Genomic DNA, 26,781 nt, shown 5'->3' with positions numbered 1-26,781 from the left:
GCGACGACGGTCTCTGGTGCGGGGGCGGCGGGCCGGCGGACCGGCCCGCCCGGGTCGGCGTCAGCCGACCGCGCCCTCCATCTGCAGCTCGATCAGGCGGTTGAGCTCCAGGGCGTACTCCATCGGGAGCTCCTTGGCGATCGGCTCGATGAAGCCGCGCACGATCATCGCCATCGCCTCGTCCTCGCTCAGGCCCCGGCTCATCAGGTAGAAGAGCTGGTCCTCGCTGACCTTGGAGACGGTGGCCTCGTGCCCCATCGACACGTCGTCCTCACGGATGTCGACGTACGGGTAGGTGTCGGAGCGGGAGATGGTGTCGACGAGCAGCGCGTCGCACTTGACCGTGCTGCGGCTGTTGGTCGAGCCCTCCAGCACCTGCACCAGGCCGCGGTACGAGGTGCGGCCGCCGCCCCGGGCGATCGACTTGGAGACGATGGTGGAGGAGGTGTGCGGCGCGGCGTGCACCATCTTGGCGCCGGCGTCCTGGTGCTGGCCCTCGCCGGCCATGGCCACCGAGAGCACCTCGCCCTTGGCGTGCTCGCCGGTCATGTAGACCGCCGGGTACTTCATGGTGACCTTGGAGCCGATGTTGCCGTCGATCCACTCCATGGTCGCGCCCTCGTGGCACACGGCGCGCTTGGTGACCAGGTTGTAGACGTTGTTCGACCAGTTCTGGATGGTCGTGTAGCGGCACCGGGCGTTCTTCTTGACGATGATCTCCACCACGGCGCTGTGCAGCGAGTCCGAGGAGTAGATCGGCGCGGTGCAGCCCTCGACGTAGTGCACGTACGCACCCTCGTCGACGATGATCAGCGTCCGCTCGAACTGGCCCATGTTCTCCGTGTTGATCCGGAAGTAGGCCTGCAACGGGATCTCCACGTGCACGCCCTTCGGCACGTAGATGAACGAGCCGCCGGACCAGACGGAGGTGTTCAGCGCGGCGAACTTGTTGTCGCCGACCGGGATGACGGTGCCGAAGTACTCCTTGAACAGGTCCTCGTGCTCCTTGAGGGCGGTGTCGGTGTCGAGGAAGACGACGCCCTGCTCCTCCAGGTCCTCACGGATCTTGTGGTAGACGACCTCGGACTCGTACTGCGCCGCGACGCCCGCGATCAGCCGCTGCTTCTCCGCCTCGGGGATGCCCAGCTTGTCGTAGGTGTTCTTGATGTCCTCGGGCAGGTCCTCCCAGCTGGTGGCCTGCTTCTCGGTGGACCGGACGAAGTACTTGATGTTGTCGAAGTCGATCCCGGTGAGGTCGGCGCCCCAGGCCGGCATGGGCTTGCGGCCGAACAGCCGCAGGCCCTTCAGCCGCAGGTCGAGCATCCAGGCCGGCTCGTTCTTCTTGGCCGAGATGTCCCGCACCACCGCCTCGTTGAGGCCGCGCTGGGCCACCGCCCCGGCGACGTCGGGGTCGGCCCAGCCGTACTCGTAGCGACCCAGGGCGGCGAGCTGCTCTTCCTGGGTCAGGGGCTGGACGATCTGCTCGGTCATCTATCTGTCCTCACAGTGGTGACGGTCTTACCGGACTGGGCGCGCCCCGGCTGGGCGGGAATGTGCGTCGTGCACACCCCGTCGCCGTGCGCGATGGTGGCCAGGCGCTGCACGTGGGTGCCGACCAGGCGGGAGATCACCGCGGTCTCGGCCTCGCACAGCTGGGGGAACTCGGCGGCCACGTGCGCCACCGGGCAGTGGTGCTGACAGAGCTGGCCGCCGGAGGCGATCGTGGACGCGTTGGCAGCGTAGCCCTCGGCGGTCAGCGCCCCGGCGAGCGCCTCGGCCCGCGCGAGGGGGTCGTCGCCGGCGTCCTCCATGGCGGCCCGGCAGCGGGCCTCCAGGGCGGCGACCTGGTCGGCGGCGAACGCCTCGACCGCCTCGGCGCCGCCGTTGCGCGAGATCCAGCGCAGCGCGGCGGTGGCCATGTTGTCGTAGTGGTGGGTGCCGCAGCGGACCCGGGCCGCGTCGGTCAGCAGGAACACCTTCGCCGGGCGGCCCCGGCCCCGGTGACCGCGGACCGTCTGGTCGCGGGCGACCACGTCACCGTCGGCGAGCATCGCGTCGAGGTGCCGCCGGATCGCGGCCGGGCTGAGCCCGAGCGCCGAGCCGAGCTGCGCGGCGGTGGTCGCCCCCCGCTCCAGCAGCAGGTGGGTGACCCGGTCCCGGGTGGAAAGGTCGCCGGCGGACACGGACTGACCGGCGGCCGGGGCGGCCGCCGGCTGGTGCCCGGAGAGCGCCGCCGCGTTTTTCACAACGCCCACGTTACGTAATTCGTCGAGGGGCCGCAAACCCGGGTCCCGGTGATCCGAACCACCGTGCCGGCGGAGTCGCACGAACCTCGATCACTACGGTGCGTAGGATTTGCGCCGTGACTCCATCCGTCCGGTTCCCGGTCTCCACCGCCCTGCTGCGCCGTCTCGCGCTCGCCTCGATCATCGCGAACGTGGGCATCGTCGTCACCGGCGGGGCGGTCCGGCTCACCCAGTCCGGCCTCGGCTGCCCCACCTGGCCCCGGTGCACGGACGAGTCGTACGTGGCAACCGCCGAGATGGGCATCAACGGGGCGATCGAGTTCGGCAACCGCCTGCTCACCTTCGCGGTCGGCGTCATCGCGCTGGCGGTGCTGGTGGCCGTGCTGCTGCAACGCCCCCGACGTCGGGAGCTGCTCCCCCTCGCGGTCGCGGTGCTCTTCGGCATCCCGGCCCAGGCGGTCGTCGGCGGCATCACCGTGCTCACCGACCTCAACCCGTGGGTGGTGGGCCTGCACTTCCTCGCCTCGATGCTCGTGATCGCGGCCGCGTACGCGCTGTGGCGGCGGATCGGGGACCCGGTCGGCCCGGCGGTGGCCGTGGTGCCGGCGCCGCTGCGGACCCTGGCGGTGATCACCACCGTGGTCAGCGCGGCGGTCTTGGTGATCGGCACCTGGGTGACCGGCAGCGGCCCGCACGCGGGCGACCACGGCGCGGCCCGCAACGGCCTCGACCCGGAGTCGATCGCCCAGGTGCACGCCGACAGCGTCTTCCTGCTGATCGGCCTCTCGGTGGCGCTGGTCTTCGCGTTCCGCGCGGTCGGCGCGGAACGCGCCGCACGGGCCGCCCTGGTGTTGGTCGCGGTGGAGCTGGGTCAGGGCCTGATCGGCTTCGTGCAGTACTTCACCAACCTGCCCGCGCTGCTGGTGGGCGCGCACATGCTCGGCTCCTGCCTGGTGCTGCTGGCCACCCTCTCGGTCCAGTGGGCCACCCGCGAGCGCCGTTCCGTCGCGCCGGCGCCGGACCCCTCCCCCGCCGAGGACGCCGTCCCCGTCGCCGCCTGACGGGCGCCAGGCGGCGACGTCCGCCGGCCCGGGCGCCGGGCGGTCCGCACCGTGGCGACCGCCCGGCGTCGGGTCAGCGTGGTGGGCGGCCCAGGTGGGTCAGGATCGCGCCGGCCAGGCGGTCGGCGGCGCCCTCGGCGTACCCGAGGAAGAGCGACGGCTCGGTGAGCTCCAGCTCGACCAGGATCGAGGCGCCGTCCGGGCCGGGGATCAGGTCGACCCGGGCGTAGAGCAGCCGCTCCGGCCCGCCGGGCACCGCCGCGAGGGCCCGCTCCGCCACCGCCAACTGCTCCGGGGTGGCCGTCCGCGGCGTGATCTCCTCGGGCTTGTAGAGGCCCTCCACGCCCAGGTCCGGCCCGGTGAGCATGGGGCCCTTGCGGATCGCGTGACTGAACGCCAGGCCATCCGGGCCGGCCAGGAAGAGCAGCGCCGTCTCACCGGCGGTGTCGACGGCGGCCAGGTACGGCTGGACCATGGTCACGCGGCCGGCCGCCGCGAGCCGCCGCACGTGCGCGGCGGCCAGTTCCCGGTGCTCCGGATCGGCCAGGTCGTACCGGCCGGTGTCCTGGCTGCCCGCGCTGATCGACGGTTTGAGCACGTACTCGCCGGAGTCGGCGGGCGGCTGCCAGCTCTCCCCCGGCTCCACCCAGGTCGTGGGGACGGTCGGCACGCCCGCGGCGGAGAGCTCGGCGAGGTACCGCTTGTCGGTGTTCCAGCGGACCACGTCGGCCGGGTTGGCCAGGGCCGGGACGGCGGCCGCCCAGGCGACGAACTCGTCGCGGCGGGGCATGTAGTCCCACGGTGAGCGGAGCACGGCCAGGTCGTAGCCGGCCCAGTCGGCGGTGTGGTCGTCCCAGACCACCGGTTCGGCGGTCACGCCGCGGCGCGCGAGCGGGTCGAGCACCAGCCGGTCGTCGGCTTCGAGGGCGGGCAGTTCGGCACAGGTGACGAGAGCGACCCGAGGTTCCCCCCGGGTCGACTGGTGGTGGTTGGTCAATTTATGTCAACGGGCCATCGAGCGCCGGGCCATCGACCGCCAGAGGTCGTTGCTGGGACGCATCTGGTCCATGAGTTCACGCTCCCAGGCGTTCTCGACGGTGACGCCCGCCTTCGCGCAGGCCTCCCGCGCGACGACGGTGTCGTCCGCGAACTGGTCGCCCCACACCCCGTCCTCGCCCACGAGGACGATGCGTGCGCCGCGCTTGCCGACGTACTCGATGACCGCCTTCGCCCCGCCGTGTCCGGCGGCGAACGACTTGATGCCCGCGACCAGGCCCTGGGGGGCCTGTTCGGCGGTCTGCTCGGCCGTCAGCGTCGTATCGGAACCATCTGCCATGACGCGAAGCGTAAGCAGACTTCCATCCGGGCGGGCGAGAACCATGAAGCTTTTGTGATGCCAATTACCTGAAGGTTTAAGGAAGACCACAGGCGAATCGCCCGATTTTATCCGGACTTACCACCGCAAAACTCCGCCGCGAACCGGGGCGGTCTGGGGCATGACGAACCGTTCGGACCGATGCCCGCGCTGTCACGGATGTAACAAGAAACCCGGACAAGGCATACACGATGCTCATTTTCCCGCACGATACGCCCCGCACCCCGGCCGCCGCCAGCGAGGGCACTCGCCGGCCCGGGTGCGCGGTGACCGCCCGGGGTCAGATCAGCGCGTCGAGCGCGACGGCGGCGAAGAGGATCGTCAGGTAGGTCGTCGACCAGTGGAACAGCCGCATCGGCTTGACGGCCTGGCCCCGCGAGACCCGCCGGGCCAGCCGGTGCGCCTCCACCAGGAAGATGCCGCCGACCACCAGGGTGGGCACGCCGTAGATCGCGCTCATCCCCAGCGGCCACACCGCCAGCGAGGAGGCCACGGTGAGCCACGCGAAAATGATGATCTCGGCGTTGACCCGGCGGGCGGAGGCCACCACCGGCAGCATCGGGATGCCGGCCCGGGCGTAGTCGTCCTTGTACTTCATCGCCAGCGGGTAGAAGTGCGGCATCTGCCAGAAGAAGACCACCGCGAACAGCGCCCACGCGGCGGGCGCCAGCGACCCGGTCACCGCCGCCCAGCCGATCAGCACCGGCGCCGCTCCGCAGGCGCCGCCCCAGAACGTGTTGGCCGTCGTGGTGCGCTTGAGCCAGAGGGTGTAGACGAGGTCGTAGTAGGCGATCGCGGCCAGGGTGAGACCGGCGGCCAGCAGGTTGGTGAACGCCGCCATCAGCGCGACCGACACCACCGCCAGCACCAGCCCGAAGATCAGCGCGTTACGCGGCGACACGGTGTGTGCCGGCAGCGGGCGGCGCTTGGTGCGCCGCATCAGCTCGTCGATGTCCCGGTCGATGTAGCAGTTGATGACGCTGGCCGCGCCCGCGGCGAGCGAGCCGCCGACCAGCACCACGGCCATCAGCCAGAGCGACGGCATGCCGCCGTCCGCGAGCATCATCGCCGGCACGGTGGTGACCAGGAGCAGCTCCACGATCCGCGGCTTGGTCAGCGTCACGTACGCCGAGACCACCGCGCGGACGTCCCGGCGACCCACCCCCGGGGCCTCCGCCCCCGCGCGCACCGGCGGCTGCCCGGCAGAGTTGCTGACGGGGCGCTCGGTGATCATGCTCACGGATTGCCACCTTCCGGCGTCGGCAGGGGAGGTCGGATCGGTCGGACCCGACTCGGGCCACACACCGCACCACAGACTACGCGCTGTCGTTTTGGCTGCCCGGGCGACCCGACAACGGTGCGGGCCGTCACACCTCCGATCGAACCACCGATCCTCCCGGACGCGCCCAGACCTGCATGCAGAGATCCCCGGGCGGACGTTTAGGACCGCTCGATAGGGTCATCGGTGAGGGTTCCGCCCATCTGCCGAGGAGCACAACCATCGTGGCTGCCAACCGACCCGAGCACCCCGCACTGAACTGGTCCGACCTCGACCGCCGGGCCGTCGACACCGTCCGCGTGCTGGCCATGGACGCCGTGGAGAAATCCGGCAACGGCCACCCGGGCACCGCGATGAGCCTCGCGCCCGCTGCCTACCTGCTCTTCAACCGGGTCATGCGGCACAACCCGGCCGACCCGAACTGGCCCGGCCGGGACCGGTTCGTGCTCTCGGCGGGCCACTCCAGCCTCACCCTCTACATCCAGCTCTTCCTCGCCGGCTACCCGCTCAGCCTCGACGACCTCAAGTCGCTGCGGCAGTGGGGCTCGCTCACCCCGGGCCACCCCGAGCACGGCCACACCCCGGGCGTCGAGACCACCACCGGCCCGCTCGGCCAGGGCCTCGGCAACGCGGTCGGCATGGCGATGGCCGCCCGCCGCGAGCGTGGCCTGTTCGACCCGGAGGGCGAGCCGGGCGCGTCGGTCTTCGACCACGACATCTGGTGCATCGCCTCCGACGGCGACATCGAGGAGGGCATCAGCCACGAGGCCAGCGCGCTCGCCGGGCACCAGCAGCTCGGCAACCTCACGGTGATCTACGACGACAACGAGATCTCGATCGAGGACGACACCCGGATCGCCATGAGCGAGGACGTCGCGGCCCGCTACGAGGCGTACGGCTGGCACGTGCAGACGGTCGACTGGCGCACCGGCGACGCCGACCAGGGCGACTACCACGAGGACGTGGAGGCCCTGCACCGGGCGCTGCTGGCGGCGAAGGCCGAGACCGGCCGCCCCTCCTTCATCGCGCTGCGCACCATCATCGGCTGGCCCGCGCCCAACAAGAAGAACACCGGCAAGATCCACGGCTCCGCGCTCGGCGGCGACGAGGTGGCCGCCACCAAGCAGATCCTCGGCTTCGACCCGGCGCAGTCCTTCGAGGTCGACGAGGAGGTGCTCGCGCACGCCCGCCTGGTGATGGAGCGGGGCGCCCGCGCCCAGCAGGAGTGGACCGCGGCGTTCGACGGCTGGTCGAAGGCCAACCCGGAGCGCCGGGCGCTCTACGACCGGATGGCCGGCCGGGCGCTGCCGGACGGCTGGGCCGAGGCCCTGCCCGAGTTCCCGGCCGACGCCAAGGGCATCGCCACCCGGGCCGCCTCCGGCAAGGTCCTGGAGGCGCTCGCCCCGGTGCTGCCCGAGCTGTGGGGCGGCTCGGCCGACCTGGCCGAGAGCAACAACACCACCATGAAGGGCGAGCCGTCCTTCATCCCGGCCGCCTGGGCCACCAAGGAGTTCCCGGGCCACGAGTACGGCCGCACGCTGCACTTCGGCATCCGCGAGCACGCCATGGGCGCGATCCTCAACGGCATCGCCCTGCACGGCGGCACCCGCCCGTACGGCGGCACCTTCCTGGTGTTCAGCGACTACATGCGCCCCTCTGTCCGGCTCGCCGCGCTGATGAAGCTGCCGGTGGTCTACGTCTGGACGCACGACTCGATCGGCCTCGGCGAGGACGGCCCCACGCACCAGCCGGTGGAGCACCTGACCGCGCTGCGCGCCATCCCCGGCCTGGACGTGGTCCGCCCGGCCGACGCCAACGAGACCGCCTGGGCCTGGCGGTGCGCGCTGGAGCACACCGACCGGCCGACCGCGCTGGCGCTCAGCCGCCAGGCGCTGCCGACCTTCGACCGGTCGACGCTGGCCGGCGCCGAGGGCGTGGCGAAGGGCGGCTACGTGCTCGCCGAGGCGTCCACCGGCAAGCCGCAGGTGATCCTCGTCGGCACCGGTTCCGAGGTGCAGCTCTGCCTGACCGCGCGGGAGCGGCTGGAGGCCGACGGCACCCCCACCCGGGTCGTCTCGATGCCCTGCCAGGAGTGGTTCGCCGAGCAGGACGAGGCGTACCGGGAGTCGGTGCTGCCACGCGGGGTAAAGGCACGGGTGAGCGTGGAGGCGGGCATCGCCATGTCCTGGCGGCACCTCGTCGGCGACTGCGGCGAGAGCGTCAGCCTGGAGCACTACGGCGCCAGCGCCCCGCACTCCATGCTCTTCGAGCAGTTCGGGTTCACCCCCGACCGGATCGTGGCCGCCGCGCACGCGGCGCTCACCCGGGTGGGCGAGATCACCGGTTTCACGACCGGCAACTGAGGGGAGCGTGGACGACATGACGAAGGACAGGCTGGGCGAGCTCAGCGCCGCGGGTGTGGCGATCTGGCTCGACGATCTTTCCCGGACGCGGCTCAGCTCCGGCGGGCTGGACCAGTTGCGCCGCGAGAAGCACCTGGTCGGGGTGACCTCCAACCCGACCATCTTCGCGAAGGCGCTGAGCGACGCGGACGAGTACGACTGGCAACTGAAGGACCTCGCCATCCGTGGGGTGGACGTCGAGGAGGCCGTCCGCCTGCTCACCACGTACGACGTACGGTGGGCCTGTGACGTGATGCGGCCGGCGCACGACGCGACCGCAGGGGTGGACGGCCGGGTCTCCATCGAGGTGGACCCGCGGCTGGCCCACGAGACCGAGAAGACCGTCGCCGAGGCCGGGGCGCTGTGGTGGCTGATCGACCGCCCCAACCTCTTCATCAAGATCCCGGCCACCGAGGCGGGCCTGCCGGCGATCACCGCCACCCTGGCCCAGGGGATCAGCGTCAACGTCACGCTGATCTTCGGGCTGGACCGCTACTCCCAGGTGATGGACGCGTTCCTGGCCGGCCTGGAGCAGGCGAAGGCAAACGGCCACGACCTGTCCAAGATCGGGTCCGTGGCGTCGTTCTTCGTCTCCCGCGTCGACACCGAGGTCGACAAGCGGCTGGAGAAGATCGGCTCCGCCGAGGCCAAGGCGCTGCGCGGCAAGGCCGCCATCGCCAACGCCAAGCTGGCCTACGAGCGCTACGGCGCGGTCTTCTCCTCCGACCGCTGGCAGGCCCTCGCCGACGCGGGCGCACACCCGCAGCGGCCGCTGTGGGCGTCCACCTCCACCAAGAACCCGGACTACCGGGACGTCATCTACGTGGAGGAGCTGGTCGCGCCCGGCACCGTCAACACCATGCCGGAGCCGGTCATCCACGCGTACGCCGACCACGGCGAGACCCGCGGTGACACCATCACCGGCTCGTACGACGAGGCCCGCAAGGTCTTCGCGGACCTGGAGTCGGTCGGGGTCGACATGGCCGACGTGATCGCCACCCTGGAGCGCGAGGGCGTGGAGAAGTTCGAGGCCAGCTGGCTGGAGCTGCTCGACGGCGTGCGCAAGTCGCTGGCCGCCGCGGGCAAGGGCACCGGCCACCCGGGCGACGCCGCGAAGGGCAACGCGCGGGCCGCGCAGCAGGCGGGAGGCAACGCGTGAGCGAGCGAACCATCAGGTACAGCGGCGTGGCGCCTCGCGCCGCCGCCGCCGAGCGGAGCGAGGTGGCGGCGTGAGCGACCTGCTCGCCGGGCCTGTCGAGGCGGCCGCCGGGCTCGCCGTGCACGGGGCCGACACCGTCGACAAGTCGGCCCCCGCCTCCACCCGCGACGCGCTGGTCCGCGCCGGCGTGCCGGGCAGGCTGGCGGAGAAGGACCCGGCCCTGTGGGGCCCGGACGCCGAGGCCGAGGCGAAGATCCGCCTCGGCTGGGTGGACACCCACCGGCGCAGCCGCGAGCTGCTCCCCCAGCTCGCCGAGCTGAAGGCGGAGCTGGCCGACCTGGACCACGTGGTGCTCGCCGGCATGGGCGGCTCGTCGCTGGCCCCGGAGGTCATCGCGCGCACCCTCGGCAAGCAGCTGACCGTGCTCGACACCACCGACCCGGGGCAGGTCCGGGCGGCGCTGGCCGACCGGCTGGAGCGCACCGTGGTCGTGGTGGCCAGCAAGTCGGGCTCGACGGTGGAGACCGACAGCCACCGCCGGGCCTACTGGCAGGCGTTCCTGGACGCCGGGATGACCGAGGCGGAGGCCGGCCGGCACTTCGTCATCGTCACCGACCCCGGTTCGCCGCTGGAGGCCACCGCCGCCGAGATGGGCGCCTTCACCGTGCTGGCCGACCCGAACGTGGGCGGCCGCTACTCGGCGCTGACCGCGTTCGGGCTGGTCCCGTCGGCGCTGGCCGGCGTCGAGGTGGCCGAACTTCTCGACGAGGCGGACGCGCTGTCCCGGTCGCTGGGCGGCGACCGGGACAACCCGGGCCTGGCCCTGGGCGCCGCCCTCGGGGCGGCGGCCACCATGGGCCGGGACAAGATCGCCCTGATCTCCGACGGCACCGGCATCGACGGCCTCGGCGACTGGGCGGAGCAGCTGATCGCCGAGTCCACCGGCAAGTCCGGCGTCGGCATCCTCCCGGTCGTCGTGGAGTCCCCGGAGAGCCCCGGTGCCGGCGGCGCCGACGTGCTCACCGTGACCTACGGCGGCGCGCTGGCCACCGGCGCCGTCCCGGGCGGCGGCACCGGCCCGGACGTGGCGGTCAACGGCCCGCTCGGCGCGCAGTTCCTGGCCTGGGAGTACGCCACCGCGATCGCCGGCGTGGTGCTCGGCATCGACCCGTTCAACCAGCCCAACGTCACCGAGTCCAAGGAGAACACCAACAAGATCCTCGCCTCGGGTCCGCCGGCGGAGACGCCGTCGTTCACCTCGGGCGCGATCGAGGTGTACGCGCCGCAGGGCGCCCCGGGCGACCTGGCCGGCGTGCTCCGCTGGCTGGTCGACGGGCTGGGCGGCGACGGTTACCTCGCGGTGATGGCGTACCTCGACCGGTTCGCCGACGCCGACGCGGCCCGGCTGCGGCCGCTGCTGGCCGGGGCCTCCGGGCGGCCGGTCACCTTCGGCTGGGGGCCGCGGTTCCTGCACTCCACCGGCCAGTACCACAAGGGCGGCCCGCAGGTCGGCAGCTACCTCCAGCTCACCGGCGCGGTCGCCGACGACCTGCCGGTGCCCGGCAAGCCGTACACCTTCGGGGAGTTGCAGGCGGCACAGGCCGCCGGCGACCGGCAGGCCCTGGCCGGGCGGGAGCGCCCCCTGGTGCGGCTGCACCTGACCGACCGGTCCGCGGGCGTGACCCAGCTGCTCGATGCGGTCGGGGCGCTGCGGGCGTGACGATGAGGACCATGGACGATGCGGAGCGAGGAGGCGGCGTGAACCCGCTACGCGACCCGCAGGACCGCCGGCTGCCGAGGATCCCGGAGCCGTGCGCCCTGGTGATCTTCGGCGTCACCGGCGACCTCGCCCGCAAGAAGCTCCTTCCGGCGGTGTACGACCTGGCGAACCGGGGGCTGCTGCCCCCGGGCTTCGTCGTCCTGGGTTTCGCCCGTCGGGACTGGGGCGACGGCGACTTCGAGTCGCTGGCCCACGAGGCCGCCAAGAAGCACGCCCGCACCCCCTGGCGGGAGGAGGTGTGGGCGCGGCTGGTCGGCAACATCAAGTTCGTGGGCGGCGCGTTCGACGACGACGCGGCGTTCGACCACCTCGCCGCCACCCTCGACGAGCTGCGCCAGACGCACGGCATCCCGGGCAACGCCGCCTTCTACTTCTCCATCCCCCCGGCGGCGTTCCCGGTGGTGCTCAAGCAGCTGGCCCGCACGGGAATGGCCGACAACGCCAAGTCCGGCGGCTGGCGCCGGGTGGTGGTGGAGAAGCCGTTCGGGCACGACCTGCCCTCGGCGAAGGCGCTCAACGACCTGGTCGACGACGTCTTCACCCGCAAGGACGTCTTCCGCATCGACCACTACCTGGGCAAGGAGACCGTCCAGAACATCCTCGCCCTGCGGTTCGCCAACAACCTGTTCGAGCCGCTGTGGAACTCCAAGTACGTCGACTCGGTGCAGATCACCATGGCCGAGGACGTCGGCATCGGCACCCGCGCCGGCTTCTACGATTCGGCCGGCGCGGCCCGGGACGTGCTCCAGAACCACCTGCTCCAGCTGCTGGCGCTGGTGGCGATGGAGGAGCCGACGAGCTTCGACGCGGACGAGATCCGCACCGAGAAGCTCAAGGTGCTGCGGGCGATCACCCTGCCGAAGGACATCGCGGAGGGCACCGTCCGCGGCCAGTACCTGCCCGGCTGGGTGGGCGGCCAGCGCGCGGTCGGCTACCTGGACGAGGAGGGCGTCCCGGAGGACTCGACCACCGAGACGTACGTGGCGGTCCGGCTCGGCATCCAGAACCGCCGTTGGGCGGAGGTGCCGTTCTACATCCGTGCCGGCAAGCGGCTCCCGCGCCGCGTCACCGAGGTCGCCATCATGTTCAAGAAGGCGCCGCACCTGCCGTTCAACGCCGCCGACATGGAGTCGCTGGGCAACAACCAGCTCGTCATCCGGGTGCAGCCCGACGAGGGCGTGGTGCTCAAGTTCGGCTCCAAGGTGCCCGGCACCACGATGGAGGTCCGCGACATCGCGATGGACTTCCAGTACGGCGAGGCGTTCACCGAGTCCAGCCCCGAGGCGTACGAGCGGCTGGTGCTGGACGTGCTCATCGGTGACCGCACCCTCTTCCCGGATGCTGCCGAGGTCGAGCAGAGCTGGCAGGTGGTGGACCCGCTGGAGCACGCGTGGGCGGGCACGAAGCCGGAGCCGTACCGGGCCGGTGAGTGGGGGCCCCGCGCCGCCGACGAGATGCTGGCCCGCGAGGGTCGGGCCTGGCGCAGAGCGTGAGCAAGCCCAGCGAGTCAACCAGGAGGCTCCAGTGATCGGCCTGTGGGACACCACCGGCAACGAGGTGGTCAAGGCGCTCGCCGCCGAACGGCGCAGCGCCGGCGGGGTGGCCAGCGGCATGGCGCTCACCCTGATCGTGGTGGTGGACGAGAAGCGGGTGCGCGAGGCGGAGGCGGCGGCCACGATAGCGGCCGCCGCCCACCCCTGCCGGCTGGTGGTGGTGGTCCGCTCCGACGTCGAGCGGGAGCGCAACCGCCTCGACGCGGAGATCGTCGTCGGCGGCCGGCTCGGCCCCTGCGAGGCGGTGGTCACCCGGATGTACGGGCGGCTCGCCCTGCACGCCGAGTCGGTGGTGATGCCGCTGCTGGTGCCGGACGTTCCGGTGGTGACGTGGTGGCACGGCGAGCCGCCGGCCGAGATCGCCACCGACTTCCTCGGCGTCGTGGCCGACCGGCGGATCACCGACGCCGCGCAGGCCGCCGACCCGGTCGAGGCGCTGCGCCAGCGGGCCCGGGACTACGCGCCGGGCGACACGGACCTGGCGTGGACCCGGATCACCCCGTGGCGCACGCTGGTGGCCGGGGCGTTCGACACCACCCAGGCGCGGGTGACCGAGGCGACCGTGGTCGCCCCGGCCTCCGACCCCACCGCCGCGCTGATGCGGGGCTGGCTGGCCGCCCGGCTCGGCATCGACCCGGTGTGGCAGCGTACCGACGAATTCCCGCGCATGCGGGAGGTGCAGCTGCGCTGCGCCAACGGCGACGAGCTGACGCTGACCCGGGAGGACAGCGTGGCGACGTTCCGGCGTACCGGCCAGGAGGACCGGCACCTGCCACTCGTCCGCCGGCCGCTCGGCGACGAGCTGGCCGAGGAGCTGCGCCGGCTCGACGCCGACCAGGTGTACGCGGAGGCGCTGGGCACCACGGCCGGCCTGACCGGCCTGGACCAGCGCCCGGCGCAGCGGGTGCACGTCTGGAAGGACCCGGCCACCGCGCAGCGGGCCGAGGCGGGGGTGACCGCGCACGCGGGAACGAGCGCCCAGCACTGAGCGCCCGACTGCCGGGCGCACGAGGAACACCGACCGCGCGGCGGCCGGAGAAACGAAGGCACATCAGATGAGTGAGGCGAGTGTCGCCGTCCACGCCGACGCCGACCTGCTGGCCCAGGCGGTGGCCGCCCGGTTGGTGGTCAAGCTGCTCGACGCGCAGGCCGAGCGGGGCCAGGCGTCGGTGGTGCTGACCGGCGGGCGGATAGCCGCGGCGGTGCACCGGGCGGTGGCGGCGCTGCCGGCCCGCGACGCCGTGGACTGGTCCCGGGTGGACGTCTGGTGGGGCGACGAGCGGTTCCTGCCCGCCGGCGACCCGGAGCGCAACGAGACGCAGGCCCGGGCGACCCTGCTGGACGTGGTGCCGCTGGACCCGGCCCGGGTCCACCCGATGCCCGCCTCCGACGGGCCGGCCGGGCCGGATCCGGAGGAGGCGGCCGCCCGCTACGCCGAGGAGCTGGCCCGGGCGGCGCGTCCCGGCCACGCCGCGCTCCCCCACTTCGACGTGCTGATGCTGGGCGTCGGCGAGGACGGGCACGTGGCGTCGGTGTTCCCGGAGCACCCGGTGCACCACGACACCCGGCCGGTCAGCGCCGTCCGGGGCAGCCCGAAGCCCCCGCCGGTGCGGACCACCCTGACCCTCCCGGCGATCAACACCGCCGAGGAGGTCTGGTTGGTGGCCAGCGGCGCCGACAAGTCCCGGGCGGTCGGCATGGCGCTGGCCGGGGCGGGGCCGGTGCAACTGCCGGCGGCCGGTGTGCAGGGTACGGGCCGTACGCTCTGGCTGCTGGACCGGGCGGCGGCGGCCGACGTGCCGACCCGCCTGCGCAGCCTGCGCTGAGCGTGTAAGGAAGGGCCCCTTGTTAAGGCTATGCGTTAACAAGGGGCCCTTCCTTACAGCGCGGCGGGGCGGCCTCGGCGGCGACGCAGGTCGGCGAGGGCCTCGGCCAGGATGGCCTCCCCCTCCTCGGCGCTGCGCCGCTCCTTCACGTACGCCAGGTGGGTCTTGTAGGGCTCCGGCCGGGCCCGGCCCGGCGGGTTCTGCGCGTCCTGCCCGGCGGGGAGGCCGCACCGCGGGCAGTCCCACACCTCCGGGGCCTCGGCGTCGGCGGCGATGCGGATCTCGGTGTGGTGGTCGTTGCGGCACCAGTAGGTGACCGCCCGGCACGGGACCGGCTGGTAGCGCTCGGCGCGGCGTTCGGGGGCGGACCCGATGCGGGTGCCCCGGATGACGTTGCCACTCGGCACGGCTGCTCGCTCCTGTCGTCGGGAGGGGTACCGCCGCGGAGGGGGCGGCGGGCGACGCGGTGCAGCGGGTGAAACGGACTGCGCGCGGCCCGTCAGTGACGGACCGCGCGCAGATTGTACGACCAGACGGCGCTCAGACGACGCCGCTGGTCGTCTGGAGGCGCAGCCAGAGCCCGAGCCCGACGATGCAGGCGAACCAGACGATGCCCACCAGGACGGTGTAGCGGTCGAGGTTCTTCTCCGCCACCGACGACCCGGCGAGGCTGGAGCTGACGCCGCCACCGAACATGCTCGACAACCCGCCGCCCTTACCGCGGTGCAGCAGGATCAGCATGGTCAGCAGGATGCTCGTGATGACCAGCAACACGATCAACGTGTATGCGAACCAGATCGGCATGGCTGGGGTCAGTCCTCTCGTTACGATCCTCGCCCGGGCAGATCGGGCACGGTGGCACCGACCGACGGACGGGCGGAGTCAAGGATAGCGAGCGATCAGCGGGCGATGTGCTCCGGGAACCGGCAGATCTTCGCGAACTCCTCGGCGTCCAGGCTCGCGCCGCCCACCAGCGCCCCGTCGACGTCCGGCTTGGCCATGATCGCCGCGACGTTGGAGGACTTGACGGAGCCGCCGTAGAGGACCCGGACCTGGTCGGCGGTGTCCTGGCCGAAGGACTCGGCCAGCCGCTGGCGGACCGCCTCGCACACCTCCTGCGCGTCCTCCGGGGTGGCCGTCTTGCCCGTGCCGATCGCCCAGACCGGCTCGTACGCCACCACGACCTTCGCCACCTGCTCGGCGGTCAGCCCCTTCAGGGCCCCGTCGAGCTGGTCGCTGCAGTGCGCCACGTGGGTGCCCCGGTCCCGGACGTCGAGCCCCTCCCCCACGCAGAGGATCGGGGTGAGCCCGTGGGTCAGCGCCGCCTGCACCTTGGCGTTGACGATCGCGTCGGCCTCGTGGTGGTAGGCGCGCCGCTCCGAGTGCCCGACCACCACGTACGTGCAGCCCAGCTTGGCCAGCATCGGGCCGGAGATGTCGCCGGTGTAGGCCCCCGACGCGTGCGGCGACAGGTCCTGCGCGCCGTAGCCGAGCAGCAGCTTGTCGCCGTCGACGGCGGTCTGCACCGTACGCAGGTCGGTGAACGGCGGCAGCACCACCGTCTCCACGTCGGTGAGCTGCTTCTCGGTCAGGCTGGCCGCCAGCTTCTGCACCAGCAGGTTGGCCTCGAGGTGGTTGAGGTTCATCTTCCAGTTGCCGGCCATCAGGGGCCGGCGGGTGGCGCTCGCCATCAGTTCTCCAGAGCCGCGATGCCGGGGAGGGTCTTGCCCTCCAGGTATTCCAAAGAGGCGCCACCACCGGTGGAGATGTGCCCGAAAGCGGACTCGTCCAGCCCCAGCGCGCGGACCGCCGCCGCCGAGTCACCGCCACCGACCACGGTGAACGCGTCGGCCTTCGCGATCGCCTCGGCGACCCCGCGCGTGCCGTGGGCGAACGCCGGCATCTCGAACACGCCCATCGGGCCGTTCCAGAAGATCGTCCGCGCGCCCTTGAGGGCGGCGGCGAACCCGGCGACCGTCTCCGGCCCGATGTCGAGACCCACCCGCTTGCTGGGAATGCCGTCGGCCGGCACGGTGTCGTGCGCGGCGTCCGGGGCGAACGCGTCCGCCGCCACCACGTCGACCGGGAGCAGGATCTTGTTCCCGGAGCGCTCCAGCAGGTTGCGGCAGGTCTCCACCATCTCCTCCTCCAGCAGCGAGGAGCCCACCTCGTGGCCCTGCGCCTTCAGGAAGGTGAAGCACATCCCGCCGCCGATGAGCAGCCGGTCGACCGTCGGCAGCAGCGCCTCGATCACGGCGAGCTTGTCGGAGACCTTCGAGCCGCCGAGCACCACCACGTACGGCCGCTCCGGCTCGCCGGTGAGCTTCGAGAGGACCTCCACCTCGCGCAGCACCAGCCGGCCGGCGACGTGCGGCAGCCGCGCCGGCACGTCGTGGACGCTGGCGTGCTTGCGGTGCACGGCACCGAACGCGTCGTCGACGTACGCGTCGCCGAGGGCGGCGAGCTGGTCGGCGAAAGCGCCCCGCTCGGCGTCGTCCTTGCTGGTCTCGCCCTTGTTGAAGCGCAGGTTCTCCAGCAGCGCCACCTCGCCGTCGGCCAGCGCCTCCACGGCGGCGCGGGCGGACTCGCCGACGGTGTCGGTGGCGAAGTGCACCCGCGACCCGAGCAGCTCGCCGAGCCGCCCGGCGACCGGACGGAGGCTGAACTGCGGGTCAGGAGCGCCCTTCGGGCGGCCCAGGTGCGAGCAGACGACCACCTTCGCGCCGGCCTCGACAAGCGCGCCCAGCGTCGGCAGGACGGCCCGGATGCGGCCGTCGTCCGTGATGTCACCGGTCTGCTTGTCGAGCGGGACGTTCAGGTCGGCGCGCACCAGCACGCGCCGACCCGACACCCCCTCGGCGAGCAGGTCGTCGAGGGTACGGATGCTCACAGCGACTGACCCACCAGCTTGACCAGGTCGACCAGGCGGTTGGAGTAGCCCCACTCGTTGTCGTACCAGCCGACGACCTTGACCTGGTTGCCGACGACCTTGGTCAGCGGCGCATCGAAGATGCACGACGCCGGGTCGGTGACGATGTCGGCGGAGACGATCGGGTCCTCGTTGTAGACCAGGATGCCCTTGAGCGGGCCCTCGGCGGCGGCCTTCAGCGCGGCGTTGACCTCGTCCACCGTGGTCTCCCGGTTGACGTTGACCGTGAGGTCGGTGGTCGAACCGGTCGGGATCGGCACCCGCAGCGCGTAGCCGTCCAGCTTGCCCTTCAGCTCCGGCAGCACCAGGCCGATCGCCTTCGCCGCGCCGGTCGAGGTCGGCACGATGTTCAGCGCGGCGGCGCGGGCACGACGCAGGTCCTTGTGCGGCGCGTCCTGGAGGTTCTGGTCCTGCGTGTACGCGTGGATCGTCGTCATCAGGCCGTGCTGGATGCCGAACGTGTCGTGCAGGACCTTCGCCATGGGGGCGAGGCAGTTGGTGGTGCACGAGGCGTTGGAGATGATGGTGTGCTTGGCCGGGTCGTACTGGTCGTGGTTCACGCCCATGACGACCGTGACGTCCTCGTTCTTCGCCGGGGCGGAGATGATGACCTTCTTGGCGCCGCCGTCGACGTGCGCCTTGGCCTTGGTGGCGTCGGTGAAGAAGCCGGTGGACTCGATGACCACGTCCGCGCCGACCTCGCCCCACGGCAGCTTCGCCGGGTCCTTCTCGGCGTACGCCTTGATGGTCTTGCCGCCCACGGTGATCTCGTCGGCGGTGGCCTTCACCTCGTGCGGGAGACGACCCAGGATGCTGTCGTACTTGAGCAGGTGGGCGAGCGTCGCGTTGTCGGTCAGGTCGTTGACCGCCACGACCTCGACGTCAGCGCCGGACGCCAGCACTGCCCGGAAGAAGTTGCGGCCGATCCGGCCGAAGCCGTTGATGCCAACCCGGATGGTCACAGGTCCCATCTCCTTGCGTTCTGGTCCGCCGGCGTCAGACCCGGGCCGGCGGAGGTGTGTGCGCCGACCGTTGGAGCCGGCCGTTGACGGTTCATCTCGGCCACCCCGCCGCGGTCTCGAAGGACCTGACCGCCCGAGGCGGTGTGCACGGCGAGGAGTGCCTGTGCCGGCCCCCTTGCCGTACGCAGCGACCCTATCCGAGCGTGCGGCGCCGTGCAGCGCCGGGTGGTGATCCCACTGGCGCCGCCGACCCTCACCGTCCTATCAGACCACGAGCATGTCGGGCGTGACGGCCGCTTCCGTATCCGGGATGCCCAGGTCCCGGGCCCGCTTGTCCGCCAGCGCCAACAGCCGGCGGATCCGGCCGGCGATGGCGTCCTTGGTCAGCGGGGGGTCGGCCAGCGCGCCCAACTCCTCCAGCGACGCCTGCCGGTGCTCCAGGCGCAGCTGACCGGCCGAGGTCAGGTGGTTCGGGGCGTCGTCGGCGAGGATCTCCAGCGCCCGGGTGACCCGGGCGGCGGCGGCCACCGCGGCGCGCGCCGAGCGGCGCAGGTTGGCGTCGTCGAAGTTGGCCAGCCGGTTCGCCGTGGCCCGGACCTCGCGGCGGACCCGGCGCTCCTCCCAGGCCAGCACGCTGGAGTGCGCGCCGATGCGGGTGAGCAGCGCGGCGATCGCGTCGCCGTCCTTGACCACCACCCGGTCCACCCCGCGCACCTCGCGGTTCTTGGCGGTGATGCCGATCCGGCGGGCCGCGCCGACCAGGGCCAGCGCCGACTCGGGGCCGGGGCAGGTGATCTCCAGCGCGCTGGAGCGGCCGGGCTCGGTCAGCGAGCCGTGCGCCATGAACGCGCCCCGCCAGGCCGACACCGCGCAGCAGACGTTCGCGGCGACGACGTGCGGTGGCAGGCCCCGCACCGGGCGGCCCCGGACGTCGAGCAGCCCCGTCTGCCGCGCGAGGGCCTCGCCGTCCTTGACCACCCGCACGATGAAGTGGCTGCCCTTGCGCAGGCCGCCGGAGGCCAGCACGTGGATCTCGCTGGGGTAGCCGTAGACCTCGGCGATCTCCCGCCGCAGCCGCCGGGCCACCGCCCCGGTGTCGAGTTCGGCCTCCACCACCACCCGACCGGAGACGATGTGCAGCCCGCCGGCGAAGCGCAGCAGCGCCGCCATCTCCGCCCGCCGACAGCAGGGCTTGGGCACGTCGACCCGACTCAGCTCGTCCTTGACCGCAGCCGTCATCGCCATTGTGCGTCCCCTCACGGACCTGTTCCGGCGTGTCGCCGGAGATTACGTACGTGTCTAACGATCGGCGCCCAGGACAGGCACCAGTGCGGCGCCCAGGGCGGCCGGATCATGACGGGGAGTGCCGTCGGTGACCGCGACGGGAGCGAGGACCAGGCGGGCACCCAGCGATTCTGCCGCACGTTCGACCGGTTCGGGGTCACCCGCCGCCTTGGAATCGGCGACCACATGGTCGACCTTCAGCTCCGGCAGGTACCAGCGCAACGCGGCCAGGTGGTCGGCCAGGGAGAGCCCGAGCGTCTCCTTCTCCGACGCGAGGTTCAGCGTCACCAACCGCCGCGCGGGGCTGGCGACGACGGCGGCGGCCAACTCCGGCACCAGCAGGTGCGGCAGCACGCTCGTGTACCAGCTGCCGGGCCCGAAGATCAGCCAGTCCGCCGCGCCGATCGCGGCGACCGCCTGCGGGCAGGCCCGCGGGGCGCCCGGGGTCAGCCGCAGCGACTCCACCCGGCCGGTGGTCACCGCGACCTGGTGCTGGCCGGTGACCGTACGCACCTCGTCCGGCCGGGTCGGGTCGGCGCCGCGCACCCGCGCCTCGATGTCCACCGGCTCGCAGGACATCGGCAGCACCCGGCCCACCGCGCCGAGCATCGCGCCGGCGTGTTCCAGGGCGGCCACCGGGTCGCCGAGCAGCTCCATCAGCCCGCAGAGCACGAGGTTTCCCACCGCGTGCCCGGCCAGCCCGTCGCCCCGCCCAGGGGCCGGGTCCTCGGAGCCCGGCGGCGGCACCTCGGCGAAGCGGTGCTGGAACAGGCCGGCGCTGCGCCGGGTGGCGGGGTGGTCCCCGGCGAGCGCCACCAGCGCCTGCCGCAGGTCGCCCGGGGGCAGGCCGCCCCGCTCGGCGCGCAGCCGGCCGCTGGAGCCGCCGTCGTCGCCGACGGTGACCACCGCCGTGATGTCCAGGTCCAGCTCGGGGGCGCAACGGCGCAACGCGCGCAGCGAGGCGGACAGGCCGTGCCCGCCGCCGAAGGCGACCACCCGCGTCGCCGTCACTCGCGCCCCAGGTCGCGGTGCTGGGCGTTGGCGGCCAGGCCGGACTGACGCAGCCGGGCCGCCAACTCCTCGGCGATGGCCACGCTGCGGTGCTTGCCGCCGGTGCAGCCGACCGCGACGGTCAGGTAGCGCTTGCCCTCCCGCTCGAAGCCGGCGGTGGTGGCGTTGACCAGGTCGGCGTACGAGGCGACGAAGGCGTCCGCGCCCTCCTGCCCCAGCACGTACGAGCTGACCGCCTCCTCCCGGCCGGTGTGCTCGCGCAGCTCGGGCACCCAGTACGGGTTGGGTAGGAAACGGGCGTCGAGCACGAAGTCGGCGTCCGGCGGCAGGCCGTACTTGAAGCCGAAGGAGAGCACGGTGACCCGCAGCCGGCGGGTGTCCTCGCCGCCGAACAACTCCTCGATGCGGCGGCGGAGCTGGTTGACGTTCAGGTGGCTGGTGTCGATGATCACGTCGGCCTGGTCGCGGGCCTCCTCCAGCAGGCCGCGCTCGACCGCGATGCCGTCGGCGAGCCGCCCGTCGCCCTGCAACGGGTGCGACCGGCGGACGCTCTCGAACCGCCGGATCAGCACCTCGTCGTCCGCGTCGACGAACACCACCCGGGGCGAGAAGCCGCGCTCCTTCAGCTCCCGGATCGCCCCCGCCAGGTCCGTGGAGAAGGCGCGGGAGCGCACGTCCAGCACCATTGCCGTGCGCCGGGCCGCCCCGCCGGCCTTGAACGCCAGCTCCGCCATGTCGAGCATGAGCGCCTGGGGCAGGTTGTCCACCACGTAGAAGCCGACGTTCTCCAGCGCCCGGGCGACCGTGCTGCGACCACCACCGGAGAGGCCGGTGACCACCACCAGGGTGGTGTCCGACTCCGTCGGTGTCGGGTCCTCGGCGACCCGAGCCTCGGGTGTCCGCGCCTCGTTCACTGCCTGCTCCCCACGGGTGGCGCGGTCGGGTGTGACCGCGACTGGTCGATCTGCGACTCTATCCCTCGTCAGCGCGCCCGTGCCGACAGCGGTCAGGCGCGTACGCGCGAAGGCACGGCCGGGCAGCCGTGCCACCACGGGCCCGGGCCCCGCCGACGGCACGGCGATCTTGCAGGTGCCGCCCCGGCATATCGGGCCTATCGCGCAATCCGAGGGCATAAAGTGCAAGATCGCGGCGCCGTCGGCCGGATGGCACCGCTACCCCATGACGCCGTCGTGGCGCGGCGCGTGCGCTCGGGTGCGCCGGGTGTCGGGGGCGGTTCGTAGAATCCCCGGATGGCTTCCCCCACCGACCTGCGCACCTCCGACGCCCTGGAGACGCTGCGCCGGGTGTTCGGCTACGACGCCTTCCGCGGCTTCCAGCAGGAGGTGATCGACCACGTGGTGGCCGGCGGCGACGCGCTGGTGCTGATGCCGACCGGTGGCGGCAAGTCGCTGTGCTACCAGATCCCGGCGCTGGTGCGCGACGGCGTGGCGGTGGTGGTCTCGCCGCTGATCGCGCTGATGCAGGACCAGGTCGACGCGCTGACCGCGGTCGGCGTGCGGGCCGGCTTCCTCAACTCGACGCAGGACCTCGACGCCCGCCGCGCGGTGGAGCGGGCGTTCGTCGGCGGCGAGCTGGACCTGCTCTACCTCGCCCCGGAGGCGCTGGGCACCCGCCCGGTGCAGCAGCTGCTCGACCGGGGCCGGATCGGCCTGTTCGCCATCGACGAGGCGCACTGCGTGTCGCAGTGGGGGCACGACTTCCGCCCCGACTACCTCGCCCTGTCGATGCTGCACGAACGCTGGCCGGACGTGCCCCGGATCGCGCTCACGGCCACCGCGACCAGCGCGACCCGCGCCGAGATCGCCACCCGGCTGAAGCTCACCGACGCCCGGCACTTCGTGGCCAGCTTCGACCGGCCCAACATCCAGTACCGGATCGTGCCCAAGCGCGAGCCCCGCAAGCAGCTGCTGGGCCTGCTGCGCGACGAACACCCCGGCGACGCCGGCATCGTCTACTGCCTGTCCCGCGCCTCCGTGGACAAGACGGCGGAGTTCCTCACCGCCAACGGCATCGCCGCGCTGCCCTACCACGCCGGCCTGGACGCGGCGACCCGCGCGCGAAACCAGCAGCGCTTCCTGCGCGAGGACGGCCTGGTGATGGTGGCGACCATCGCCTTCGGCATGGGCATCGACAAGCCCGACGTCCGCTTCGTCGCCCACCTCGACCTGCCCAAGTCCGTCGAGGGCTACTACCAGGAGACCGGCCGCGCCGGGCGGGACGGGCTGCCGTCGACCGCCTGGCTGGCGTACGGGCTGCAGGACGTGGTGCAGCAGCGCAAGATGATCGAGACCTCGGAGGGCGACCTCGCCCACCGGCGCAACCTCGCCGCCCACCTCGACGCGATGCTGGCGCTCTGCGAGACGGTCCGCTGCCGCCGCGCCCAACTGCTCGACTACTTCGGCGAGCAGGCCACGGCCGCCTGCGGCAACTGCGATACCTGCCTCGACCCGCCGGAGTCGTGGGACGGCACCGTCGCGGCGCAGAAGCTGCTCTCCACGGTGTTCCGGCTCGACCGGGAACGCAACCAGCGCTTCGGCGCGGGGCACTGCGTCGACATCCTGCTCGGCCGCACGACCGACAAGGTCACCCAGTACGGCCACGACTCGCTGACCGTGTTCGGCATCGGCGGCGAGCTGCGCGAGGCCGAGTGGCGCGGCGTGGTGCGCCAGCTCCTGGCCGAGGGGCTGCTGGCGGTCGAGGGCGACTACGGCACGCTGGCCCTGACCGAGGCCAGCGCGGAGGTGCTGGGCCGCCGCCGCACGGTGATGATGCGGCGCGAGCCGGAGCGGGTCGCCTCGCCCCGGGCGGCCAAGCCACGCGGGGCGGCCACCGTCGTGGCCGACCTGTCCCCGGCGGCCGCCGGGGTCTTCGAGCGGCTGCGCGCCTGGCGCGCCGCCACCGCCAAGGAGCAGGGCGTGCCGGCGTACGTGATCTTCCACGACGCCACGCTGCGACAGATCGCCACCGACGCGCCGGCGTCCCTGGCGGAGCTGTCCCAGGTCAGCGGCGTCGGCGAGAACAAGCTCGCCAAGTACGGCGAGCAGATCCTGGCCGTCCTGGCCGAGTGACCGGCGGCCGGTCGAGCCACCGGCTACTCGACCGTGGCTGCCGGCGACGGGTTCGCCGGGCGCGACGATCGGGTCGGGAGGCAGAACCTCCCGACCCGATCGCGGTTGGTCGCCGGAGCGGCCCGGCGGTCCGGATCAGCCGGCGGAGTCTGCCTCAGGGCTGAGGCGGAACACCTCGTCGGAACGGGTGTAGTACAACGTGTGCCCGTCACGGGCGAAGGTGTAGTTGGTGATCCCGTTGGCCAACCTCCGTGGCTCCAGTGTCGTCGGATCGATCTGGAAGAGGTTGCCCCGGCTCAACGCGTACAGGGTGCCGTCCTCGGCGAACTCGAGGTCCGCGCTGACCCAGACGGCGGCCCCCTGCCACAGGTACGGGGTGAGCTGGGTCTTGCGCAGCACCTGGCCGGTGGCCGGGTCCAGCTCGTACAACCGACCCATGTCGATCGCCCAGAGGTTGCCGTTCGGGGCGACGGTCAGGGCGGTCACGGCCTCGACCTCCGGGCTGAGCGTGATCTCCCACAGCTTGGCGTCGCGGGTGGTGTCCCAGGCGAAGATCTTCGCGGTCCGGTCCGTCGGCGTGGAGCCCAGCCCACCGTGGACGGAGGTGCCGGCGAAGAGCACCTGGCCCGCCGCGGCCAGCGACACGATACTGTGGCCCGGAACGACATCCCGGTGCGTGACAAGCTCCCCGGTCTGCGGGTCGTACAGGCCGAGCACCCCGCCGAGCTTGCCGTAGGAGGGGACGGTGCCGAAGGCCACCCGGTCACCCACGGACGCCCAGGCGAACGGCCGGTCCTGCTCGAGGTGCTCCAGGGCGCCGATGTGCTCGGGGTTGGTGGTGCCGTCCCACTGCCGGGTCGGGTCGTACCGGTACAGGTTGGCCCGGGTGTACGTCCCGAGGTAGAGGTCGCCGTCGTGGGCCAGCATCCCCTCGACCTGCCCGACGTGCCCGCGCGGCAGCTGCTCGGTGGTCCCCGTTGCCGGGTCGTACGCGGAGACCCCCTCGTACATGTAACCGCCGGTGTAGATCCGACCGTCGGGTCCCCGGCCGATCGACTGGATCTTGATTGGTGCCGTCTCCACATCGGCCTGGCGGATGTCGTGCTTTCCGGTCACCGGGTTGTAGAGGGCCAGCTCGCCGGTCTGGTACATGAACGCGAGCGTGTTGCCCGGGAAGTCCGCGCTGCCCAGGTGCACCCAGCCGAAGTCCCGCGCCGGTTTGAGGTTCTTCATGCCCGTCCCCCGCACCTGGCCGGATGTGAGGTTGTAGGCACGCAGTTCACCGGCCGCGTCGATGTAGTAGACGTCCCGTCGCGGCCCGGGCTCCGACACGCTGCCGAACGAGGTCGGCCCGAGATCGGTGGCCCACTCACCTCGCTTCAGGTCGTAGGCGAGCAGGTGGTTGCCCGGGGTGACCCGGGCGAACATCGTGTCGCCCCGGATGTCGAGGAAGTAGACGAACTCGTTGTCGCGGTGCTCGGCGGGGAGTTCGATGGTGCGCCGGGTTCCGGTGCCGGGATCGAGCACGACGATGCGCGGCTTCGAGCTGCCGAGGCCAGCGTAGACGAGTCCGTCGGCGACGGCGACGCTGCGCACGTACGCCTCGTCCGAGACGCTGCCGTAGCTGGTGAAGTCACCGGTGGCGGGGTTGAAGCTGAACACCTCACCCTTCGGGTAGGTGCCACCCCAGACGATGCCGTTCTCGTCGACCTCCAGGTCCCACAGGTACAGGGCGTTCGGGGTGGCCCGGCCCAGCGACTCCAGCTTCGCCGTCGACGGCGACCAGCGGTAGAGCGCCCCGTCGTTGTAGGCACCGACGTAGACCGAGCCGTCGCCGCCGGTGATGACCGTCCATGATCCCTGTGCGCCAGCGGGCAGGGAGACCGCGTGCCTGAGATCGCCGGACGCTACGTCGATCACCTCGAACCGGGCGGGCGTACCCGTGGTGACGGCGTATATCTCCTCGCGACCGTCGGGCCCCACGCCGTACGCGGTGTCGAGGATGTTGGCGGCCACCACCGGGTGCCCGATGGAGGTCTCGGTCCGCGGCACAGCGCGCCGGAACGTGACGTCGTCCCAGGTGACGCTGGTGACATCGGCGGTGGACGAGTAGAGCAGGATCCGGGCGGTGGCCGTCCCCGCGGGGGTTGTCGCGGTCACCCCTTCCCAGGCCCAGGCGGTCGGGTCGCCGTAGTAGATGCGGTGCGTGCTGCTGGACAGCTGCCGCCCCGCCGCGTCGTAGTAGTAGACGACGATCGACGGAATGCCGCGCTTGACGAGCACCCAGGCCCCGAAGTCGTACCTCTGGTCAGCGATCACCGGCACCGGGTCGCTGAGCAGGCCAAACTGGCCGGTGTTGCTGGGATCCTCCATGGACAGCGCCTGCGACCCGCCGCGCGTCGGCGATGCGACAACGCTGAAGCCGCCCGTCCCGTATCTTTGGGTCCAGCCCGGAATTGCAGTGGCCGAGGCAGGATCCTCGAATCCACCATTCCGCACGACCGAGTCCACGGTCAGCGGCTGGGCCGGCGCAGCGGCGAGAGCCCCGCTACCCGTTGACGCCATGAGGACACCGGCCGCTATGGCCAGGTGCAGTTTCCGCATCGGTATGAGCAAGTCGACCTCCGTGGAGCGGTGGCGGAAGGAGGATTCGCGGCTTGTCGACGGTTTCCTGCCCACCATCAAGGGGCCGCATTACGGCCTTGACCGTATATCGAACGTGTCGGATGTCAATACCCTGGCGCAGTCGGACGCGGCGGCGGCTCGGTGGGCGTGAGCCGGTGGCCGTACCGCCGGCAGCTCGGGGCCCGGAGGAAGGCGAGGGC

23 protein-coding genes are annotated in these 26,781 nt (G+C 72.2%); 9 read left to right on the top strand and 14 right to left on the bottom strand.

Features of this window, described 5'->3' with window-relative positions:
• Window positions 1–60 precede the first annotated feature (60 nt).
• Window positions 61–1,491, bottom strand: a complete 1,431-nt coding sequence (sufB, locus tag ACGFZ2_RS18445; protein ID WP_357465121.1) for a Fe-S cluster assembly protein SufB — start codon at window positions 1,489–1,491, stop codon at window positions 61–63.
• A complete protein-coding gene (locus ACGFZ2_RS18440; RefSeq protein WP_393268886.1) occupies window positions 1,488–2,246 on the bottom strand; it encodes a helix-turn-helix transcriptional regulator in 759 nt (252 codons plus the stop codon). The genes sufB and ACGFZ2_RS18440 overlap by 4 nt, the downstream gene beginning before the upstream one ends.
• A gap of 98 nt (window positions 2,247–2,344) precedes the next feature.
• Between ACGFZ2_RS18440 and ACGFZ2_RS18435 the strand changes: the two genes are divergently transcribed.
• Window positions 2,345–3,307 carry a heme A synthase gene (locus ACGFZ2_RS18435; RefSeq protein WP_393454926.1) on the top strand — a complete coding sequence of 321 codons (963 nt, stop codon included), beginning with the start codon at window positions 2,345–2,347 and terminating at the stop codon, window positions 3,305–3,307.
• Window positions 3,308–3,380: 73 nt separating this feature from the next.
• On the opposite strand, the gene ACGFZ2_RS18430 is transcribed toward ACGFZ2_RS18435, so the two are convergent.
• The 3 genes from ACGFZ2_RS18430 to ACGFZ2_RS18420 form a co-directional block, all read right to left on the bottom strand.
• Window positions 3,381–4,304, bottom strand: coding sequence for a RimK family alpha-L-glutamate ligase (locus tag ACGFZ2_RS18430; protein WP_393454923.1), 924 nt, complete (start codon window positions 4,302–4,304; stop codon window positions 3,381–3,383).
• Window positions 4,305–4,310: 6 nt separating this feature from the next.
• Window positions 4,311–4,643: a hypothetical protein gene (locus ACGFZ2_RS18425; protein WP_393268893.1), complete on the bottom strand. Its 333-nt coding sequence runs from the start codon at window positions 4,641–4,643 to the stop codon at window positions 4,311–4,313.
• Window positions 4,644–4,962: 319 nt separating this feature from the next.
• A complete protein-coding gene (locus ACGFZ2_RS18420; protein WP_393454920.1) occupies window positions 4,963–5,922 on the bottom strand; it encodes a heme o synthase in 960 nt (319 codons plus the stop codon).
• A 263-nt stretch (window positions 5,923–6,185) separates the two neighbouring features.
• Here ACGFZ2_RS18420 and tkt point away from each other — a divergent pair, with 263 nt between their 5' ends.
• From tkt to pgl, 6 genes are all read left to right on the top strand, one after another.
• On the top strand, window positions 6,186–8,324 hold the full coding sequence (gene tkt, locus ACGFZ2_RS18415; RefSeq protein WP_393268899.1) for a transketolase: 2,139 nt from the start codon (window positions 6,186–6,188) through the stop codon (window positions 8,322–8,324).
• A 16-nt stretch (window positions 8,325–8,340) separates the two neighbouring features.
• Window positions 8,341–9,522: a transaldolase gene (gene tal / locus ACGFZ2_RS18410; protein ID WP_393454917.1), complete on the top strand. Its 1,182-nt coding sequence runs from the start codon at window positions 8,341–8,343 to the stop codon at window positions 9,520–9,522.
• A 70-nt stretch (window positions 9,523–9,592) separates the two neighbouring features.
• The gene (locus ACGFZ2_RS18405) at window positions 9,593–11,242 is read left to right on the top strand and encodes a glucose-6-phosphate isomerase (RefSeq protein ID WP_393268904.1); all 1,650 of its coding nucleotides are present in this window, start codon (window positions 9,593–9,595) and stop codon (window positions 11,240–11,242) included.
• Window positions 11,243–11,253: 11 nt separating this feature from the next.
• Window positions 11,254–12,795 (top strand): glucose-6-phosphate dehydrogenase, encoded by a 1,542-nt coding sequence (zwf, locus tag ACGFZ2_RS18400; protein ID WP_393268907.1) that lies wholly within the window; start codon window positions 11,254–11,256, stop codon window positions 12,793–12,795.
• 31 nt (window positions 12,796–12,826) lie between these two features.
• Window positions 12,827–13,843, top strand: coding sequence for a glucose-6-phosphate dehydrogenase assembly protein OpcA (locus ACGFZ2_RS18395; protein ID WP_350709148.1), 1,017 nt, complete (start codon window positions 12,827–12,829; stop codon window positions 13,841–13,843).
• Window positions 13,844–13,910: 67 nt separating this feature from the next.
• Window positions 13,911–14,681 (top strand): 6-phosphogluconolactonase, encoded by a 771-nt coding sequence (gene pgl / locus ACGFZ2_RS18390; RefSeq protein WP_393268910.1) that lies wholly within the window; start codon window positions 13,911–13,913, stop codon window positions 14,679–14,681.
• Window positions 14,682–14,734: 53 nt separating this feature from the next.
• Here pgl and ACGFZ2_RS18385 read toward each other — a convergent pair whose 3' ends face one another.
• From ACGFZ2_RS18385 to rapZ, 8 genes are all read right to left on the bottom strand, one after another.
• Entirely contained in the window at window positions 14,735–15,088 is a 354-nt protein-coding gene (locus ACGFZ2_RS18385; RefSeq protein WP_393268912.1) for an RNA polymerase-binding protein RbpA, read from the bottom strand.
• Window positions 15,089–15,221: 133 nt separating this feature from the next.
• Window positions 15,222–15,485: a preprotein translocase subunit SecG gene (gene secG / locus ACGFZ2_RS18380; RefSeq protein WP_393268914.1), complete on the bottom strand. Its 264-nt coding sequence runs from the start codon at window positions 15,483–15,485 to the stop codon at window positions 15,222–15,224.
• A 95-nt stretch (window positions 15,486–15,580) separates the two neighbouring features.
• A complete protein-coding gene (tpiA, locus tag ACGFZ2_RS18375) occupies window positions 15,581–16,372 on the bottom strand; it encodes a triose-phosphate isomerase (RefSeq protein WP_393454914.1) in 792 nt (263 codons plus the stop codon).
• The gene (locus ACGFZ2_RS18370; protein WP_393301218.1) at window positions 16,372–17,571 is read right to left on the bottom strand and encodes a phosphoglycerate kinase; all 1,200 of its coding nucleotides are present in this window, start codon (window positions 17,569–17,571) and stop codon (window positions 16,372–16,374) included. The genes tpiA and ACGFZ2_RS18370 overlap by 1 nt, the downstream gene beginning before the upstream one ends.
• Window positions 17,568–18,572, bottom strand: coding sequence for a type I glyceraldehyde-3-phosphate dehydrogenase (gene gap / locus ACGFZ2_RS18365; protein ID WP_393268919.1), 1,005 nt, complete (start codon window positions 18,570–18,572; stop codon window positions 17,568–17,570). The genes ACGFZ2_RS18370 and gap overlap by 4 nt, the downstream gene beginning before the upstream one ends.
• 264 nt (window positions 18,573–18,836) lie before the next feature.
• Window positions 18,837–19,817, bottom strand: a complete 981-nt coding sequence (gene whiA / locus ACGFZ2_RS18360) for a DNA-binding protein WhiA (RefSeq protein WP_067304387.1) — start codon at window positions 19,815–19,817, stop codon at window positions 18,837–18,839.
• Window positions 19,818–19,871: 54 nt separating this feature from the next.
• The gene (gene yvcK / locus ACGFZ2_RS18355) at window positions 19,872–20,867 is read right to left on the bottom strand and encodes a uridine diphosphate-N-acetylglucosamine-binding protein YvcK (RefSeq protein WP_393268922.1); all 996 of its coding nucleotides are present in this window, start codon (window positions 20,865–20,867) and stop codon (window positions 19,872–19,874) included.
• Window positions 20,864–21,781, bottom strand: coding sequence for an RNase adapter RapZ (gene rapZ / locus ACGFZ2_RS18350; RefSeq protein WP_393268925.1), 918 nt, complete (start codon window positions 21,779–21,781; stop codon window positions 20,864–20,866). The genes yvcK and rapZ overlap by 4 nt, the downstream gene beginning before the upstream one ends.
• A gap of 336 nt (window positions 21,782–22,117) precedes the next feature.
• Between rapZ and recQ the strand changes: the two genes are divergently transcribed.
• Window positions 22,118–23,956, top strand: coding sequence for a DNA helicase RecQ (gene recQ / locus ACGFZ2_RS18345; protein WP_393268928.1), 1,839 nt, complete (start codon window positions 22,118–22,120; stop codon window positions 23,954–23,956).
• A 135-nt stretch (window positions 23,957–24,091) separates the two neighbouring features.
• Here recQ and ACGFZ2_RS18340 read toward each other — a convergent pair whose 3' ends face one another.
• Window positions 24,092–26,329, bottom strand: coding sequence for a hypothetical protein (locus ACGFZ2_RS18340; protein WP_393454911.1), 2,238 nt, complete (start codon window positions 26,327–26,329; stop codon window positions 24,092–24,094).
• 235 nt (window positions 26,330–26,564) lie between these two features.
• Here ACGFZ2_RS18340 and ACGFZ2_RS18335 point away from each other — a divergent pair, with 235 nt between their 5' ends.
• Window positions 26,565–26,732: a hypothetical protein gene (locus ACGFZ2_RS18335; protein ID WP_393454909.1), complete on the top strand. Its 168-nt coding sequence runs from the start codon at window positions 26,565–26,567 to the stop codon at window positions 26,730–26,732.
• Window positions 26,733–26,781 lie beyond the last annotated feature (49 nt).

The organism is Micromonospora sp. NPDC048063 (genome assembly GCF_043202855.1).
In the GTDB taxonomy this organism is placed as follows: Bacteria; Actinomycetota; Actinomycetes; order Mycobacteriales; family Micromonosporaceae; genus Micromonospora.
The sequence above is the reverse complement of the archived record's forward strand: the minus strand, read 5'-3'. Positions and strand labels throughout refer to the sequence as shown.